Origin of the sequence: Klebsiella sp. RHBSTW-00484, from assembly GCF_013705725.1 — a bacterium.
Lineage (GTDB): Bacteria > Pseudomonadota > Gammaproteobacteria > Enterobacterales > Enterobacteriaceae > Klebsiella.
The window spans coordinates 3,897,726-3,914,835 of the sequence record NZ_CP055481.1; the positions used below are offsets into that span (position 1 = coordinate 3,897,726).

At 55.0% G+C, this 17,110-nt stretch carries 13 protein-coding genes; 1 reads left to right on the forward strand and 12 read right to left on the reverse strand.

The genetic code is table 11. The features are described 5' to 3' along the window. Window positions 1-55 precede the first annotated feature (55 nt). From mukB to cmoM, 4 genes are read right to left on the reverse strand one after another with little or no spacing between them, the layout of a single operon-like run. The gene (gene mukB, locus HV213_RS18495; RefSeq protein ID WP_181482819.1) at window positions 56-4,504 is read right to left on the reverse strand and encodes a chromosome partition protein MukB; all 4,449 of its coding nucleotides are present in this window, start codon (window positions 4,502-4,504) and stop codon (window positions 56-58) included. After that, a complete protein-coding gene (gene mukE / locus HV213_RS18500; protein WP_110275138.1) occupies window positions 4,504-5,208 on the reverse strand; it encodes a chromosome partition protein MukE in 705 nt (234 codons plus the stop codon). Before mukE ends, mukB begins: the two co-directional genes overlap by 1 nt. After that, on the reverse strand, window positions 5,189-6,511 hold the full coding sequence (gene mukF, locus HV213_RS18505; RefSeq protein WP_142512458.1) for a chromosome partition protein MukF: 1,323 nt from the start codon (window positions 6,509-6,511) through the stop codon (window positions 5,189-5,191). Before mukF ends, mukE begins: the two co-directional genes overlap by 20 nt. A 3-nt stretch (window positions 6,512-6,514) precedes the next feature. Next, window positions 6,515-7,294 carry a tRNA uridine 5-oxyacetic acid(34) methyltransferase CmoM gene (gene cmoM / locus HV213_RS18510; RefSeq protein ID WP_181482820.1) on the reverse strand — a complete coding sequence of 260 codons (780 nt, stop codon included), beginning with the start codon at window positions 7,292-7,294 and terminating at the stop codon, window positions 6,515-6,517. A 121-nt stretch (window positions 7,295-7,415) separates the two neighbouring features. Here cmoM and elyC point away from each other — a divergent pair, with 121 nt between their 5' ends. Continuing rightward, on the forward strand, window positions 7,416-8,195 hold the full coding sequence (gene elyC / locus HV213_RS18515; RefSeq protein ID WP_181482821.1) for an envelope biogenesis factor ElyC: 780 nt from the start codon (window positions 7,416-7,418) through the stop codon (window positions 8,193-8,195). On the opposite strand, the gene HV213_RS18520 is transcribed toward elyC, so the two are convergent. The 8 genes from HV213_RS18520 to ihfB form a co-directional block, all read right to left on the reverse strand. Continuing rightward, window positions 8,172-9,065 carry a YcbJ family phosphotransferase gene (locus HV213_RS18520; protein WP_181482822.1) on the reverse strand — a complete coding sequence of 298 codons (894 nt, stop codon included), beginning with the start codon at window positions 9,063-9,065 and terminating at the stop codon, window positions 8,172-8,174. The two genes, elyC and HV213_RS18520, sit on opposite strands and share 24 nt — an antisense overlap. A 141-nt stretch (window positions 9,066-9,206) precedes the next feature. Beyond that, window positions 9,207-9,953 (reverse strand): 3-deoxy-manno-octulosonate cytidylyltransferase, encoded by a 747-nt coding sequence (gene kdsB, locus HV213_RS18525; protein ID WP_181482823.1) that lies wholly within the window; start codon window positions 9,951-9,953, stop codon window positions 9,207-9,209. Continuing rightward, a complete protein-coding gene (ycaR, locus tag HV213_RS18530) occupies window positions 9,950-10,132 on the reverse strand; it encodes a protein YcaR (RefSeq protein ID WP_110275150.1) in 183 nt (60 codons plus the stop codon). The genes kdsB and ycaR overlap by 4 nt, the downstream gene beginning before the upstream one ends. A 52-nt stretch (window positions 10,133-10,184) precedes the next feature. Continuing rightward, the gene (locus HV213_RS18535; RefSeq protein WP_181482824.1) at window positions 10,185-11,414 is read right to left on the reverse strand and encodes a winged helix-turn-helix domain-containing protein; all 1,230 of its coding nucleotides are present in this window, start codon (window positions 11,412-11,414) and stop codon (window positions 10,185-10,187) included. 43 nt (window positions 11,415-11,457) lie between these two features. Continuing rightward, window positions 11,458-12,438: a tetraacyldisaccharide 4'-kinase gene (lpxK, locus tag HV213_RS18540; RefSeq protein ID WP_181482825.1), complete on the reverse strand. Its 981-nt coding sequence runs from the start codon at window positions 12,436-12,438 to the stop codon at window positions 11,458-11,460. Further along, window positions 12,435-14,183, reverse strand: a complete 1,749-nt coding sequence (gene msbA, locus HV213_RS18545) for a lipid A ABC transporter ATP-binding protein/permease MsbA (protein ID WP_181482826.1) — start codon at window positions 14,181-14,183, stop codon at window positions 12,435-12,437. The genes lpxK and msbA overlap by 4 nt, the downstream gene beginning before the upstream one ends. Before the next feature lie 45 nt (window positions 14,184-14,228). After that, complete coding sequence (locus HV213_RS18550) at window positions 14,229-16,484, reverse strand: ComEC family protein (RefSeq protein ID WP_181482827.1); 2,256 nt, start codon at window positions 16,482-16,484, stop codon at window positions 14,229-14,231. Window positions 16,485-16,690: 206 nt separating this feature from the next. Next, window positions 16,691-16,978, reverse strand: coding sequence for an integration host factor subunit beta (gene ihfB / locus HV213_RS18555; RefSeq protein WP_004100704.1), 288 nt, complete (start codon window positions 16,976-16,978; stop codon window positions 16,691-16,693). Window positions 16,979-17,110 lie beyond the last annotated feature (132 nt).

Here is a 17,110-nt window from a genome sequence, read left to right on the forward strand (position 1 = left end):
ACGGATAACAAAAAGGGCGACATCATGCCGCCCTTTGACTGGTCACCGAATAGACCTACGAAGCATCAGCCGTTCCCGGCAGCGTTTCAGGTAGCTGTGGGGCAAAGCCACGCAGCCCAACGACATGCACATGCTCGTGGTTATTCACCACTTTACGCACCAGTTTGTAAGTCGTCCCTTTTTCCGGGCTGATATTTTCAGGTGCCGCGATAATCAACTGCATTTCCAGACGATCGCACAGCTCGAACAGCGTCGCGATAGAACGGGCATCCAGACGCGCCGCTTCATCAAGGAACAGCAGACGACACGGCGAGATATCCTTGCCGCGCAGGCGCAGGGATTCATCTTCCCAGCTCTGCACCACCATCACCAGAATCGACATCCCGGTACCGATAGCCTCACCAGTTGACAGCGCCCCGGACTCCGCACGCAGCCAGCCGTCAGAACCACGGTTAACTTCGACTTCCATCTCCAGATAGTTACGGTAGTCGAGCAGCTCCTCGCCAATGGTTTGCGGCGTGCGCTGGCCCATATCTATCTGCGGGTTCAGGCGCTGATACAGCTTCGCCAACGCTTCCGAGAAGGTCAGACGGTTGCTGTTAAACAGGTCCTGATGCTGTTCGTGCTGCTCAGACAACACGTCCAGCAGCGTCGAGTGGGTCTCCCGTACATTGACGTTCAGACGCACGCTGTTGACCTGACCGAAGGAGACGCTCTGCAGCCCCTGGTTGAGCATACGAATACGGTTCTGCTCGCGCTGGATGGTCTTGCGGATGATATTGGCCACGCTGCGAGAGCTAATAGCCAGCTTCTGCTCGCGGTTGGTCAGCTCTTCCGTCAGACGGCTGAGTTCAATCTCCATCTGCTCAATCGCTTCGACCGGATCGTCGGTACGGATGATGTCCTGGCGGATACGCTCGCGCAGATGCTGATAGACGGCAACGAAGAACTGAATTTTACGTTCCGGGCGCTTCGGATCTTCAGAAACACGCAGCACATCGCGTAGATGCTCGTTATCCGATACCGCCAGACGCAGCGCGCCGAGCGCCTTATCCGACATTGAACGTAGCTCGTCAGCAGAAAGGTAAGCCAGCTCACGGCGATGCAGACGACGTTCTACACCGTTGTCTTTCACCAGGCGCATCACCGCGCACCAGCCCGCTTTGGCGCTCACCACCTGTTCGCGCATTTCGCAGTAATCGCGCTCCAGCTTACGCAGCTTGCGGGTCAGGTTGTCCATTTCTGCTTCGCAGAAGGTCAACGCTTTCTCGAGCTGATTACGCCGCGAACGGTTGTTGCTGAGCTGAGCATGCAGCTCGTCACGACGCAGACGGGCGCGCTCTTCAGCACCCGCATCAGCGCGTACGCCGATATCCTGCAATTCTTTATGCAGATCGTTGAGCAGCTCTTTTTTGGTGTCGTACGAGCTTTTCAGCGACGCCAGCACCTGATTGTACTGGTTGAGCTGCGCGGCGTGGGTACGTAGCGCTTCACGAGTTCGGGCGCGTTCCGCTTCCGCCTGCTCAAGACGCTGACGCAGCTTCTCGTTCAGATCGCTATTGCCACTCAGCATCTCTGCTGAATCCGAGTAGCTAAAGTGGGCACGGCGCTGCACCACTTCGGTCAGCGCAAACGCCTGCTGACGCGCATCGCGTTGAGTCTGCTGCGAATACGCGTAATCTTCTTTTAACTGTTCAAACTGTTCCGGGTCGCTCTGGAGAACGGAAACCATCGGCTCCAGTTTCGCCAGTTGATTTCCATGCTGCTGGACGAAACGCGCGGCTTCCTGCGCTTCATCAAGACGCTCCTGGATTTCATCAACACGATCGGCCAGCGAGTCGTCGGCCAGCAGATTCAGGCGCGGTAGCAGACGGTTGAGCGCCGAAACGCCCTCTTTCGCCTGATCATACTGTACCCGGTTTTGCTGGTTATCGCTCTCGTGTGCGCTAAGCGCCCGTTCCAGCTCGCCGCGACGGGTGTTGAGTTTACGAATTTCTTCTTCCGGATCGTCCTCAAAAGCGACAGCCAGATGATTGCCGATAAAGCGGCTGAACGCCTGATGCAAACGCTGAGTTTTCTGCACATCAAACGACAGCGTCGCAAAACGTTCTGACAGACCTTCACGCTCGGCGTGCAGCGTTTCAACGCGACTTTCGCGCGCGGCGCGGCCAAACAGCGGCAGCGTCGGGAAGCGTGAATAGCGCCACTGGCGATCGGCAATCTTAACGACAACCGCTTTTTCCAGCTCATCAACGCTGAATACGCTGTCATCAAACGACTGCGGATCCCCCTCGATCAGATAGAGATCTTCCGGACAATCTTCCAGCCCTTCCAGCTGTTCAGCAATTCGCGACAGGTCCGGTACCACAATCGCGTGGCGGGACGGTCCATATAGCGCGGAGTAATACGGCGCATCGTCGAGGCTAACGTCATCATAGATTTCTGATAGCAGCACGCCGCCGAAACGCTCGGCTAGCGCATTCAGGCGCTGATCTTCAGAGCCGCCCGGCTGACTGAGACGCTCAATTTCATCGTCGATAGCGCGCTTGCGGGCACCGACTTCGTCACGCTCGACGATGGCCTCGCGTTCACGCTCCAGCAACTGCTGGAGATATTCAGTGACGTCCTGGCTTGATTCAAACTGCTCGCCGCTCTGCTCGCAAAGCTGGTTGAGGCTGTTCTGCGCTGCCAGCCAGATTGGCGCGCGGCGCATCAAGGTCTGGGTGCGCGATTGCAGCTGCTCCAGTTCCTGACGCAGGGTCATGCGCCGTTCACTGGCGGAAGAGACGCTATCAGACAACGAAGCAATACGGGCTTCCAGCTCCTGATGCAGGGCTTCCAGCTCGTCGATATCGTAGCGTTTGCCCTGACGTTTGCAGAACTCGGTCAGCTGGCGCTCGGCATCCTGCTGTTCACGCAGGCGCTGTTCAAGTTCAGTCAGGCGACTGCGCAACCCATGGGCCTGCTCAGCCTGATGACGCTGATTGACACCATCGCGCAGCAGTTCGCGTGCTACATCCCAGGCCTCGTTACGCGCCAGCGGGCCGTTGATCGAAGCCACCAGCTGATACGCCTGCTCGAACTGGCTGTGCGCGGTTTGCGCCACGCTCATTTTCTGGTCCAGCGACAGCATTTTCTCCGTCGCTTCCTGCTCTTTCGCCTGGAACGTTTCCAGCCACTCGTCAGCGCTCTCCGGGGTTAAGTCCGGCAGATGGCAGAGGGCTTTTGCCCGCTCCAGCGCCTGCAGCGCCTGGTTATACTGAATCGCACGAGTCTGCTGCACATCCAGCGCCTGCTGATAGTCGGCCAGCTGGTTTTTCAGCTCATCCACTTCCAGCTCTGCGGCTTCGGCGCGGGCTTCGTTCTCTTCCTGTTGGTCAGAGGCTTCCGCCACCACTTCATTTTGTTCTTCGAGGCGAATCTGTAGCTCATCGAGATCCGCTTCATAGCGCTCGATTTTTTCCTGCTGGCGCAAAGCGGTCTGCACCAGGTTCAGGTGGTCGCTGGCGGCCTGGTAATCGGCTTCCAGATCGCCTTCCGCGCCGTTATGTTCCTGTAGCTCACGCGCCATATCGACATGCTTATACTGCTCAGCGGCAAGCTGAGAGCGGGAAGTAAACAGATCCCGGCGGTATTCCAGCGCTTTATCGAGATGAATGCGTCGCTCGTTGGCGTGGCGCATATAGTCAGCCGCCACGTAGTTGGTAGCTTCGCTGATCAGATGTTTGAACAGATCGCGGTCGGACTGCGTGACGCGAATCGCTTCCAGCGTCATGCGGTTTTCGCGCAACGCTGCTTCCATATCCTGGAACGCTTTACGTACGCCGCTGTTTTCCGGCAGCAGGTAGTCGCGCAGCGAACGGGTGATGGTGCTCGAAATCCCGCCGTACAGAGAGGCTTCGATCAGGCGATAGTATTTGCTACGGTCCGAGGCCGAACGCAGGCGACGAGCCACCACGCCCAGGTCAAACATCAGCGAGTGATATTCGGTGATAGAGTTGAACTGCTTAAACTGCACCCCTTCCATCGCTTCGAGTTTATCTTTCAGCTCGTTGAGCGTAACGACGCGCGCCTGGCGTTCGTTAAGGGTTTCAGTTAGCAACTGAGTCGGCTGAATGGAGGTCGGCAGGCCCTGAATCGCAAAAGGTTTGATATCGACTTTACGATCGCGGCCAGCGACCTGCTGTAGACGAACCCCAACCACCACGCGCTGGTGACGAGAGTTGATAACGTCCAGCACTGAGTAACAAACCCCGGCGCGCAGCTTACCGTGCAGACCTTTGTCGCGCGAACCGCTGGTAGCCCCGGCTTCCGTGGTGTTACGGAAGTGCAGCAGCGTAAGGTCCGGGATCAGCGCCGTAACGAAAGCCGCCATGGTTGTGGATTTACCGGCACCGTTACCGCCCGAAAGCGTGGTCACCAGTTCATCGAGATCAAAAGTACGGGCAAAAAAACCGTTCCAGTTAACCAGCGTCAGCGAGCGAAATTTACCGCGTTCAATCATTACTCTTCCTCCCCGCTATCCGGCTGATTCTCTTCATTCTCATCATTGAGCTGCAGGCGATTTTCCAGCGCCATGGCTTCGCCGTCGCGGATCATGCGCAGCTGCGCTTCGCGCGGATCGTCTCCAGCACGTACGTCAGCCCCGAAGCGGAAGACCGATTCAGTGATGCGGAATTTGCTGCTGTCATGGCCCATAAACCACACCATGCCGAGACGGCGCAGACGGTTAAGCGAGGCGCGCATTTTTTCCTGCAGTTTCTGACGGTCAAGGTCGGAACCAGTGGAGCGGTTATTCACCAGCTTCAGCAGTTTCGCTTCATCCGCCAGAGTCAGCAGCTCATCATAAAGCTCCTGCTGGGTGAAGATACCTTCATTCGCCAGACGTTCCGGGCTCAGGTAGAGATAGCACAGAATTTTACCCACCATCATATCCAGCTCGGAGAGCACCGAACGCGGGATAAGCGTGGTGGAACGCGGGCGCAGGTAGAAAAATCCCTCCGGCGCGCGAATCAGCTCAACGTTATAGCGAGCATAAAACTCTTCCAGGTAATCCTGAAAATCCATTAAAAAGGCGTGATTATCCAGCTCGTCGAGACCGACGTGACGGCCCGCGCGCAGGGCGCTATCCAGCGCCGGAAATAACGGATTAGCCAACGCTTGCGCCAGTTTAACCGGCATCACTTGTTCAATATTTGTCGATGACATGCGCCTGTACCTTGGCTCCGTAATCATTAATCGGCTGCCATTTAGCTGGCAGTCCGGTGAAATCTGCTTGCGCTACGCCCAAACGTACCGCCTGGTCGACAACGATTCGCGCAACGTCAAAGTGGCGCGCGCGCGGATACTGCGCCAGATACTCGCGTACCACCAGGCCGAGATCCAGCGGCAGGCCTTTATCTTTATAAATCGCCAGTTGAGATTCGATAAGCGCCGCAAGCTGCTCGCGAATTTCGTTAAACTCTTCGTACTCAAGATCCGCAGGAAGTTCCCCGGTTACCTCTTCATCATGCAGCGCCATCTCTTCATCGCGCATATCAAGCAGGCGATCGGCGCTAGCATGAGTGAGTGCCCACGGTGCATCAAAGTAGGTCTGAACCGACTGACGCAGGCGCTGAGCGAAGACGCGGTTCTTATCCATATCAATCGCGGTACGGATAAACTTGTGTACGTGGCGATCGTAGCCAATCCACAGGTCAATCGCCTGCTGGCCCCAACTGACGATACGGTCCAGCTTGCTTTGCAGATCGAAAACCAGGCGATCGACGAAGTTAAGATCGTCGCGGGCCATGGTCGAATCTTGAATGCGCAGCAGGTTTGCCTGCAGCTTATCGCCGGCTGCATCCAGCGTATCCTGCAGTTCGCGCAGAGTACCGGAGGTTTCCGACAGCAACAGTTCACAGCTGGAAATCGCCGCCCGCCAGTCTTTGTTCAACAGCTGAGCAATGTCGTCTTTCACCAGTTGCTGCTGTTCGTCCATGATTCGTTGGGTGAGATCGATACTGTCGAAAATTTCCGCTACCGAGTATTTCAGCGGTGCGAACACATTACGGTGCCAGTGGAACTCATCGCCCCCCTCTTCCGCCGAGTCAGCGGCACGCTTTAGCTCACCGGCAACGATCGATAGCTGCATCGACAGACGCAGGGTGGAGAACTCACGCTGGCGAATATAGTAATCGGTAATGCCGATGCCCAACGGAGTCAGGCGATAAATGGCATTGCCTTCGGTAATTTCGCTGGTAAAGCGGTTCAGCAGACGCTGGCGTACCATATCGTTAATGGCATTATTGGCACGCTGGCTGATGGTTTCGCTGGTCTGCTCAAACGCATCACTGACGTGGCGGAACGCGTCCACCAGTTCTCCCTCGGTCATTTCCCCTTCCATCCGCTCACCGTTCAGCGTGGCAATCGCCAGCAGGAAAGAGAGTCTGTCGACCGGCAGCGAAATAGAAAAATCATTTTTCCTGGCCCAGGCAACCAGTTCGGGGACTGTCTGGGAAAATTCACTCATAGTTTATCCTTGCATCTGCGGCTTAAGCGCGGTGACATGAATGTAACGACCCAGGCTGATATACGGCTCCTGGCGACAGTAGCGCGTTTCCAGCTCCAGTAGCGCCGCAAACTTGTCGTGCTGTTGGCGTTTTTCACGCAGATAATCATGAAACACCCGCACGCCGGTCTTACCGGTAATCTGCCAGCCAATCTCTTCCAGCCAGCCATAAACCTGCTGCGGATCGCGCGGGTAATCCGGCGATAGCGTGCGTTTTTTCTTTTTCGGCATACCTAATTGCACATAGTCTAAATTTCCGACAACGATATTGCGCATCAATAGACCGTTAGCATTGTAGAACATGAGCGACAACGCGCCGCCGGGACGTAACATTGACCACAGCGTACGCAGCATCGCCTGCGGCTCGGCTACCCATTCCAGCACCGCATGAAACAGTATCAGATCGACAGGACTTTCCAAATGCTGCTCAATATCCTGAGCTGCGCATTGTACAAAATGCATGTTGTCGATCACACCTTTATCGGTAGCAGCCTGTCGGGCACGAGCTACCATTTCGCCGGAAAGATCGCATAATGTGACATGGTGGCCCATTTCCGCCACTTTGATTGCCGTTTGCCCTTCGCCGCCGCCCGCGTCAAGAACCCGCAGTGGTCCCGGCCCCATCTGGCTGAGCAGCGGTTGCAGATCCTGCCAGAGGATCGCCTGCCGCAGCTGGCCCTTGGTGGTACCGTAGATATTGCGCGAGAGCTTATCAGCAATATCATCGAAATTACGATCCTTCACGGATGACTCCACACGCCAACACAAAGCCGCTATTTTGTCATACCCGCGCGGAGAATGGAGCGATCTGTTATAAGATCCGGGCATATCTTTGGTTATATGGTCAAAAAAGGAACCATCCGGCATGCTTTTTACGCTGAAAAAGTTTTTAGGTGGCATGATGCTGCCGCTCCCCCTGCTGCTATTGCTTATCGCTCTGGGGATAGCGTTACTGTGGTTTAGCCGCTTCCAGCGCACCGGCAAGCTCTGTGTGAGCCTCGGTTGGCTACTGTTACTGCTTCTTAGCCTGCAACCGGTGGCCGACAGTTTGCTCAAACCTATTGAGGATAAATATCCGACGTGGCGCGGCGAAGAGCGCGTGCACTACGTGGTTGTGCTCGGCGGAGGCTACACGTGGAACCCTGAGTGGGCTCCCAGTTCAAACCTCATCAGCAATAGCTTGCCACGGTTAGCGGAGGGGATCCGCCTGTGGTATGCAAACCCGGGTGCAAAATTGATCTTTACTGGCGGGAGAGCAAAAACTAACCCGATGAGTTCCGCAGAAACCAGCGCCAGAGTTGCAGAGAGTCTGGGCATACCGCGCAGCGAAATTATCGTGCTGGATAAACCCAAAGATACTGAAGAAGAGGCCGCGGCGGTGAAAGAAGCGATTAGCGATGCCCCATTCCTGCTGGTGACCTCCGCCTCACACCTGCCGCGAGCGATGATTTTCTTTCGTCAGGCCGGACTGAACCCTTTACCCGCCCCCGCCAACCAGTTGGCGATTGAGTCACCACTCAATCCGTGGGAACGCGCAATTCCGTCCCCCGTGTGGCTGATGCATAGCGATCGGGTTGGCTACGAAACGTTAGGCCGCATCTGGCAGTGGTTAAAAGGATCCTCAGGCGAGCCAGGGCAAAATTGATTTTGCCGCAAGGTCGAAACGGGCGCGATCAAAGCGCCCGGTATTAACCAGGTTTTCCACTTCATCCCACAACAGATACAGCCAGCGCCGCCAGAGAAAAGCCTCAGCTACCGGCGCACGACGCAGATAGTGCCACAATAGCTGTTCCCCTTGCCCACCATCGGCCAAACGAAATAACTCAAATTCACGCGGAGCCCAGAGCATCATGCCCGGCCCCACCATCGCCAGCAGCTGATCGCTACGCGCATCTTTCAGCATGCTGCGCAGCGTAAAGCTACCGTGCACCAGAACACAGTTATCATTAAAGTCTTTAAACAGATCCGCAAGGCATTCGCGAGTACGGAACAAAATACGTTTGTCCTGCATGGTCAGGCCGGTATCCTGATAGAGATTCAGCGTGCTCCATAGCACCTCGACCCGTTGGCGATACCAGTGCGGCCAGAGGTTTTCCTGAGTGCTATCAACCATCCCTACGCAACCACCGCTATCCTGCCGATGCCAGGCCAGTAGCGCTTCAACGATTTGCTCCTGCAATTGTTCCCAGCGTTCCGGGGTACGGGCAGGCGCTTCAACCGAAACGCCACGCAGTCGTTCAATCAGCAGGACATCGGGCCCAGGTTGCTCTTCATGCGTCATCACGCCATAGACAACCGGCATGCGTACGGTTCCACTACGCGCAAGCGTCGAGATTTTCCACGCTAGCTGACGCGCGATACCTGGCGTCGTAAAACTTCGCGCCAGCAGCGGCATTGGGTTTCCTTGAGCATCATATAGCGACCACAGCGCTGACGAAGGCTTCTCGCTGACGCACTCCACGCGGCTTAGTTTTTCACCAAGCAGGTGGCTCAGTTCGGTACGCAACTGTTCCATTTCAGATTACCCCTATGAATACTACCGATTTCATAATGAGCGTCTGCTACGGGGTTGTCATCGGGTGAGATCAAAATTGCCGCAAAAAAGTATGGAAAAACGGCCTGAATATATCCCCTCCAGACGGAGGGGATGAAAAGATTAACGCAACGCTGCGCGAACGCGTTCCAGATCTTCCGGCGTATCAACGCCCGTACCTGGAACCACTTCAGCCACCGCAACATGGATTTTTTCGCCGTACCACAGAACGCGCAGTTGCTCCAGCATTTCAATCTGCTCCAGCGGACTTGGTGCCCAGCTGACGTAGCGACGAATGAAACCGGCGCGATAGCCGTAAATACCGATATGGCGCAGCAGAGAGTCGCCGATAGTTTCGCGGGATTGAGCAAAACGATCGCGATCCCACGGGATGGTGGCGCGGGAGAAATAGAGTGCGTAGCCCGCAGCGTCCATCACGACCTTCACCGCATTCGGGTTAAAGGCTTCTTCAGCATCGTGGATTGGCACGGCTAACGTCGCCATGCCGCTAGTGCTGGCCGCCAGATTTTCGGCAACCTGACGCACTATCGCCGGCGGGATCATCGGCTCATCGCCCTGAATGTTAACGATGATAGTGTCATCGCTAAAGGCGCATTTCTCGACCACCTCGGCAAGGCGCTCGGTACCGGATTGATGATCTTCACGCGTCATACATACTTCACCACCGGCAGCTTCAACCGCACGGGCAACGTCTGGGTGGTCAGTAGCAACGATGATACGGTCGGCTCCGGACTCACGTGCACGCTCCAGCACATGGACAATCATCGGTTTGCCATTGATATCCTGCAGCGGTTTTCCCGGCAGGCGAGTCGAAGCAAAACGCGCGGGAATGATAACCACGAAGCTCATGACTGGCTCTCTTCTACGGCAAGCGGACGGGCTTCAGTTTCTAACAGTACAGGAATGCCGTCTCGCAGCGGGAAAGCCAGGCTATCAAGTTTGCAGATCAGTTCTTGCTTATCCTGGCTGTAATACAGCTTACCGTTACAAACCGGACAGGCGATAATTTCAAGTAAACGATGATCCATAATTCCTCCAGATGGACCGAATAGATTCCGCAGAAGCATACCATACGCAGGCTCAGGCGGCGTCAATTTCCCAACCCTGTCGTTGCCCGGTAAAGAGCTCCGCCGGCAGCTGCCCGCAGGCCACCTGCGTCGCGTCCTGCCAGCGGGCGAAATCATCAATCGCCCGTTTTAATCCCTTCTCCAGCCCCGATGTCAGCTTGACGCCATCCTCCAGCCACAGTGAGAAAATTTCCAGTACCCCGGTTTTGCGATGCATTTTGCTATCCATCCGCCCCACAAGCTTTCCCTGGTGCAGAAGCGGTAAAACAAAATAGCCGAACTGGCGCTTCGGTGCGGGCGTGTAGCATTCCAGCCGATAACTAAAGTTAAACAGCTGTTCAGCCCGTTTACGATCCCATACGACCGGATCGAAAGGCGAAAGTACGGCGCTATGGCTGGCAGACAGTCTGCCGCCAGGTGCTGACTCCAGTTGCGCTAGCGCATCGCGATGGAGCCACATTTCACCTAGCGCTTCTACGTTCACCGGTACCACCAGCCCTTCTTCCTGCCATTTCGCCAGCAAACCAGGTCGCGAGGGTTGGCGCAAGCGATAATAATCCGCCAGCCACTGCGGGCGAAAAACCCCCAGGCTACGGGCGCTGTTGCGCAGCATAATGTCTTCTGCATGCTCTTGCGAAAGCCCATCCCGCTCATCATTCCAGTGCGGCATTACCCGATGCATCAGGTCATAAACCCGCTGAAAATTGCGCCGTTCGACAACCATAACTTCGCCTGCGGTAAATAAACCTTCAAGGTGACGTTTATGCGGTTTCCACTCCCACCAGCCGCTGGTGCCTTTGCGCGGATGCTCGAAATCTGCCGAGCGGACCGGGCCGTTTTCAGCGATATGATTCAGTAATTCCTGAATGCTCTCGGCATGTGCGTCCATCCACTCTTTATGATACTTCCAGCCCATTTTACCCGGCGTCAGCATGCGGTGACGCACCAGCGAAAAGTCACTACGCGGTAAAAAGCAGGCCTCATGGGCCCAGTACTCCATCAGTTCACCAGTGCGTAGCGCCTCATCCAGCCAGCCCTGTTGATAGTGACCGAGGCGGCTAAAAAGCACCAGGTATGGGCTACGGGCGACAACATTAATGGTGTCGATTTGCAGTAAAGACATCTGCTGGATAGTCTGCAAAATATCTTCGGGTCGCGCGCGACGGCGGGGCTTTTTCAGCAGCCCCTGCGCGGCAAGATGGAGATGGCGGGCTTCTTTAAGCGAGAGGGACAATACCGACATGCAGGTTCTCCATTAAGGGCTCCAGCGCAACGGTATGGCAAAACTAACGTTGCGCCAGCGTGACTAATTCCGTGAGCAGCCGCTGTGCGCGTTCATCAGCCATTATGGCGTCGACGGGTAAATACCACCAGTTAGCTTGCGCAAACTCCCGGCATTTTACCGCGTCTTTTTCGGTCATCAGCAGGGTTTGCTGTGACGTCGCCAGGGCAGCGACGTCGCTTTGATTCAATGCCTGATGATCGGCTAAGGCCACCGTTTTCACTGGCTGCACGCCACAGCTCTCAAGCGTGGCAAAAAAACGCGGCGGGTGACCGATTCCTGCCATCGCCACCACATTGTCGAATGTCGCGACGTTTCGACGTTCGCCAGTCAGCAGATTCACCGCCAGTCCAGGACGGAGCTGCATCGGGATCTCTCCCGGTCGGGCCACACCGCCATTAACGATAATCGCATCCACGCTGTGTAAACGTGAGGCGCGCTCGCGCATCGGCCCGGCGGGCAGCCACCAGCCGTTGCCAAAACGGCGCACGCCGTCTATCACCACGATTTCTTTATCACGCGCCAGCTTGTAGTGCTGCAGGCCATCATCAGTGACGATGATCTGCAGATCGTTTGCTGCCAGTAAAGCCTGGACCGCCTCGCTACGAGACGGCGAGACGGCAACCGGTGCCCCAGTACGCTGGCGAATCAGTACCGGCTCATCGCCCGCTTCGGCGGTATCCGTATTGGCATTAAGCAGAAGCGGATAGCGTGCCGCTTTGCCACCGTAGCCGCGAGAAACAACGCCAACGCGAATGCCGCGCTGCTGGAGCTGCTCCACCAACCAGATCACAACCGGCGTTTTACCATTACCGCCGGCGGTCAGGTTTCCCACCACCACGACCGGGACCGGCGCTCGCCAGGCTTTTCGCCACCCCAGCTTATAGCTAAGCCGTATTAACCCGCTCACCAGGCCATATAGCCAGGAGAGCGGCAGCAACAGCCACCATAAAGGCGATTCACCGGACCAGATGCGAGCAATCATGCGCCGAATTGCATCTTATGCAGTTGAGCGTAAACGCCCTTATGCTCGAGCAGATCGGCATGGCTGCCGCGTTCAACGATTTGACCATCTTCCACCACCACGATCTCGTCAGCTTGCTCAATCGTCGACAGGCGGTGGGCGATAACCAGAGAGGTGCGGTTTTTCTGCAGTTCGTCCAGCGCAGCCTGGATAGCGCGTTCGGATTCAGTATCCAGCGCCGATGTGGCTTCATCGAGAATCAGAATCGGGCTGTTACGCAACAGCGCGCGCGCGATAGCAATACGCTGGCGCTGTCCGCCGGAGAGCATCACGCCGTTTTCACCGATAATCGTATCGAGGCCATTATCCATTTTGTTAATAAAGTCCATGGCGTAAGCCATGCGTGCCGCTTCTTCAATCTGCTCACGGCTGTACTCTTCGGTACGCGCATAGGCAATGTTATTCGCCACCGTATCGTTGAAGAGATGAACGTTTTGCGACACCAGCGCGACCTGATCGCGCAGGGAAGTCAGCGTGTAATCGCGCAGGTCATGACCGTCCAGCAATATCTGGCCTTCATCGACATCGTAGAAACGCGTGATAAGGCTGGCGATAGTCGATTTACCTGAACCTGAACGCCCAACCAGCGCCACGGTTTTCCCTTCGGGTATGTTCAGGTCGATATTGCGCAGTGCAGCAACTTCGCGTCCTGGATATCTGAAGGTGACGTTTTTAAATTCCAGATTGCCCTTCGCGCGCGCGATCTCCAGCTTGCCTTCGTCTTTCTCCTGCTCGGAATCAAGGATAGCGAAAAGCGTCTGGCATGCCGCCATCCCACGCTGGAACTGGGCATTGACGTTAGTCAGCGACTTTAAAGGACGCATTAAAGCAATCATTGAGGAGAAGACAACGGTGATGGTACCGGCAGTCAGCGTCTCCATTACGCTCGGGAAGCTCGCAGCATAAAGCACAAAAGCCAGCGCCAGAGAGGCTATCAGCTGAATGATAGGATCCGAAATAGAGGACGCAGAGACCATTTTCATCCCTTGCAGACGCATCTTGTTACTGACCTTATCAAAACGCTTGGTTTCCACCTTCTGGCCACCAAACATCAGCACTTCTTTATGCCCTTTCAGCATTTGCTCTGCGCTGGTCGTCACCTGGCCCATCGTGTTCTGCATATTCTTACTGATATTACGAAAACGCTTCGACACCACGCGGATAGCGATCGACACAATCGGCGCGAGCACGATAAGAATCACCGAGAGCTGCCAGCTGTAATAGAACATCATGATAAACAGGCCGATAATCGATGCTCCTTCGCGCACGACGGTGATCAGCGCGCTGGAAGAAGAGGATGCGACCTGTTCGGAATCATAGGTAATACGAGATAACAACGTACCGGTGGACTGTTTGTCAAAGAAGGAGACCGGCATTCCCATCATGTGGCTGAATAAACGGCGGCGCATCGTCATAACGACTTTGCCTGAGACCCATGAGATACAATAGCTCGAAACGTAGCTGGTAACACCGCGCAGAATCATCAGCCCGATAACCACCAGCGGCATCCATATCAGCACTGAGCGATCCGTTTTACCAAAACCATCATCCAATAACGGTTTAAGAAGCGATAGCATGAAGGTATCACTAGCCGCGTTAAGCACTAGCGCCACTGCCGCAACGATTAGCCCGGGTTTAAACGGCGCTATAATCGGCCAGAGTCGGCGGAAGGTCTGCCACGTGGAGAGATCTTTATCGTTCTGCATTCAATAAACCAGCTTGTGTTGAAATAGCCGCATATTCTACCCGTTCTACGCCTTCCCGCCAAACCACTGATGATACCAACGAGGTAAAACTTGATCCCGTAAGCCATGGATTTGCCAACTATCTGTGGAAAAAACAACCGTAATTTGCCCCTGGTGCGGGGTATCGAACCATTGATAACCCAAGTTCCGATAACGCTGAATCACTTTACTGGAGGGCATCCGCCATGCGTTAAAGCGTGAAGCTGAGGCAAGCGCCGCTTCGCCTCCCACGCTCTGAAGTAAAGCTGTCCCTGACGAGGTATTGCTACCGTGATGCGGAACCTGGATAAGTGTAGACGCAAGATGCTGCCAGTAGTGGCTGATCATCGCCATTTCCGCAGGGGTTTCGATATCACCCGTAAGCAGAATACTGTGCTTGCCGTCATCAATTCGCACTACGCAGGAACGATTATTTCCCTGCTTTGTCACTCCCGGCAGTGGCCACAGAGCACGAAAAGTTAACCCTCTCCATTGCCAGGTTTCACCGCGCTGACAGGCTAAATGCCCCGCCCAGCCCAACGGGCTACGAACCCATAGTTGCGGCCATGCTTTCTGTATCGAATTCAATCCGCCGCGATGATCGAGATGTTCATGGCTCAGAATGACCCCCTCCGGTTGCAAATGATGCCAACGCAGCCAGGGGATAATAATTTGCTGACCACTGTCACCGTCTGGCCACGCCAGCCCGGTATCATAGAGAAGCGCCGCTCCCTGACGTTCAATAACCATAGCCAGCCCCTGCCCCACATCCAGCATCGTCACTCGCCATTCATTAGCGTCGGTATTACGCCCAAAAGGCCGACTCAATAACACAAGGCACCCTAAACAAAGCGCAGGTAGCGTCCGCCAGGCATGAAAGCGCCAGGCTATCAATGCCAGCCAGGGTATTATGCTTACGCCAAGCCAGCGAACATCCAGGCCCAACCAACCTGGTGGCAGCTGGCGTAATGACCAGAATAACGCGGCCAGAATCCGGTCCGCCATTTGCCACAAGGCCATCTCTACAAATAGCGGCCCGCAGAGATGCAACAGCATTGCTACCAGAATCAGCGGGACAACGACGAAGGTAACCAAGGGCACGGCAATCAGATTGGCGATGATGGAAGTCATACTGATGCCATGAAAGAGAGCAATTTGGATGGGGATAAGTAAGAACATCAATCCAATCTGCAAATGACACAGCGCAAGTATCTGACGTAGCAACCAATGCCTTTCACGAAGTGAAATTGGCGCCAACTGATACCAGAAGATCAACGCAGCGACGGCAAACGCTGATAACCACAGGCTTTCGGATAAAACCGCTAACGGGTCAGCGAACAAAATCGCGCCAAGGCAGCAACACCATATTTGCCACGGCGACCAGCGTTTACCGGATAACCGAAGCCAGCAGCCGACGGCTAATGCGGCGCAGGTACGCAATGCAGGCGGCTGCATACCCGTCAGCCAGGAGTAGAAGATGGCGCATCCCAGGCCAATAAGCAGCGGTGCCCGCCAGCTAAGCCAGCGGCATGGGAGAAAGAACTGCAGCCCTCTCAGTAATAACCAACCAAGCGAAGCCCCCAGCGCAATATGTAAACCCGAAATCGCCATCAGATGCGACGTGCCGGTTTCCTGCATCAAGGTCTTAATCTCACGAGGAACGGCCAGACGCTCCCCCATGCCTAATCCTAGTATCACAGACCGCCATGGCATTATATCAAGTGTTTGGTTTAGCGATGCCAGATAGCGTGCCCGCAAACTACAGCGTCTGTCCCGGGCTTCGGCGGTAAGAAATCGTCCAGTCAGCGGGCGATGTTGCGACAAGGCATAGCGTTGACTATCAAATCCGCCATCGTTGAGCTGTCCGTGAACCGGGCGGGCACGAAGCGTCATTGCCCAGACCTGGCCCGCGCAAGGTGTTTCGGGGAGATAGTTGCCGTAGAGACTCACCCCAGGTGCTGGAAATAGCCGCCGTCCGTCCAGACGGATAATCTTTCCTTGATGGGTTGTCTGTCCATCAGTTGCGGTAAGTTCAATTTCAACCTGTCGATTTCTGTCTAGTAATGTTTCGGTTGGCCATAACACCTGTCGGGCACTGAGTATCCCCCAAACCAGGAACAACATTATCAACGCGACATATTGCGCAGCGCTGCGACGGCATTGTGCGATAAGTAATGCAAGGGCAATGAGTCCCCAGACAACAAAGCGTCCGGGCAAAACGGGTAACCAGAGCAGCGGTAAGATACCGACAATCACACAGCCAGCGAGTTGTGGTAAACGCATTAACACCTCCTTGTCGGCAGAAGTGTCGCGCCAAATAGAAGATATGTCTCACACGGCGTAGATGAGTTGCATGGTGCTTTCCAGTAAATTTACTCTGTTACCAGAAAACGACCTGTGTTTTGCGAGGAGAGATGGAAAAAGTACAAAAAAAAGCACCCGAAGGTGCTTTTTCAACGTTTAAGTATGTTGTCGCCGCTCAGCGAAACTTACTCTTCGTAAATATTGGCGCGGTCGCGTAATTCTTTACCTGGTTTAAAGTGTGGAACGTACTTACCTTCCAGTTCAACTTTATCGCCAGTTTTTGGATTACGCCCGGTGCGGGGTGCTCGATAATGCAAAGAGAAGCTGCCGAAACCGCGGATTTCAATGCGCTCACCTTGAGCAAGCGTTGAGGCCATATGCTCCAGCATTTCTTTAACAGCATCTTCTACTGCTTTCGCAGGAATGTGAGATTGCTGGCTGGCAAGTCTTTCTATCAATTCTGACTTGGTCATTATTCCTCCGGTTTCCTTCAAGGCAAAGTTATCTAACAGCTTAAACAAGGGCGGCCGTAGCCGCCCTTTGTGCTTGATTACAGGACGAATCCTGCAATCTGTCAAGTAAACTCGTCATAATTCAGGTTGTTG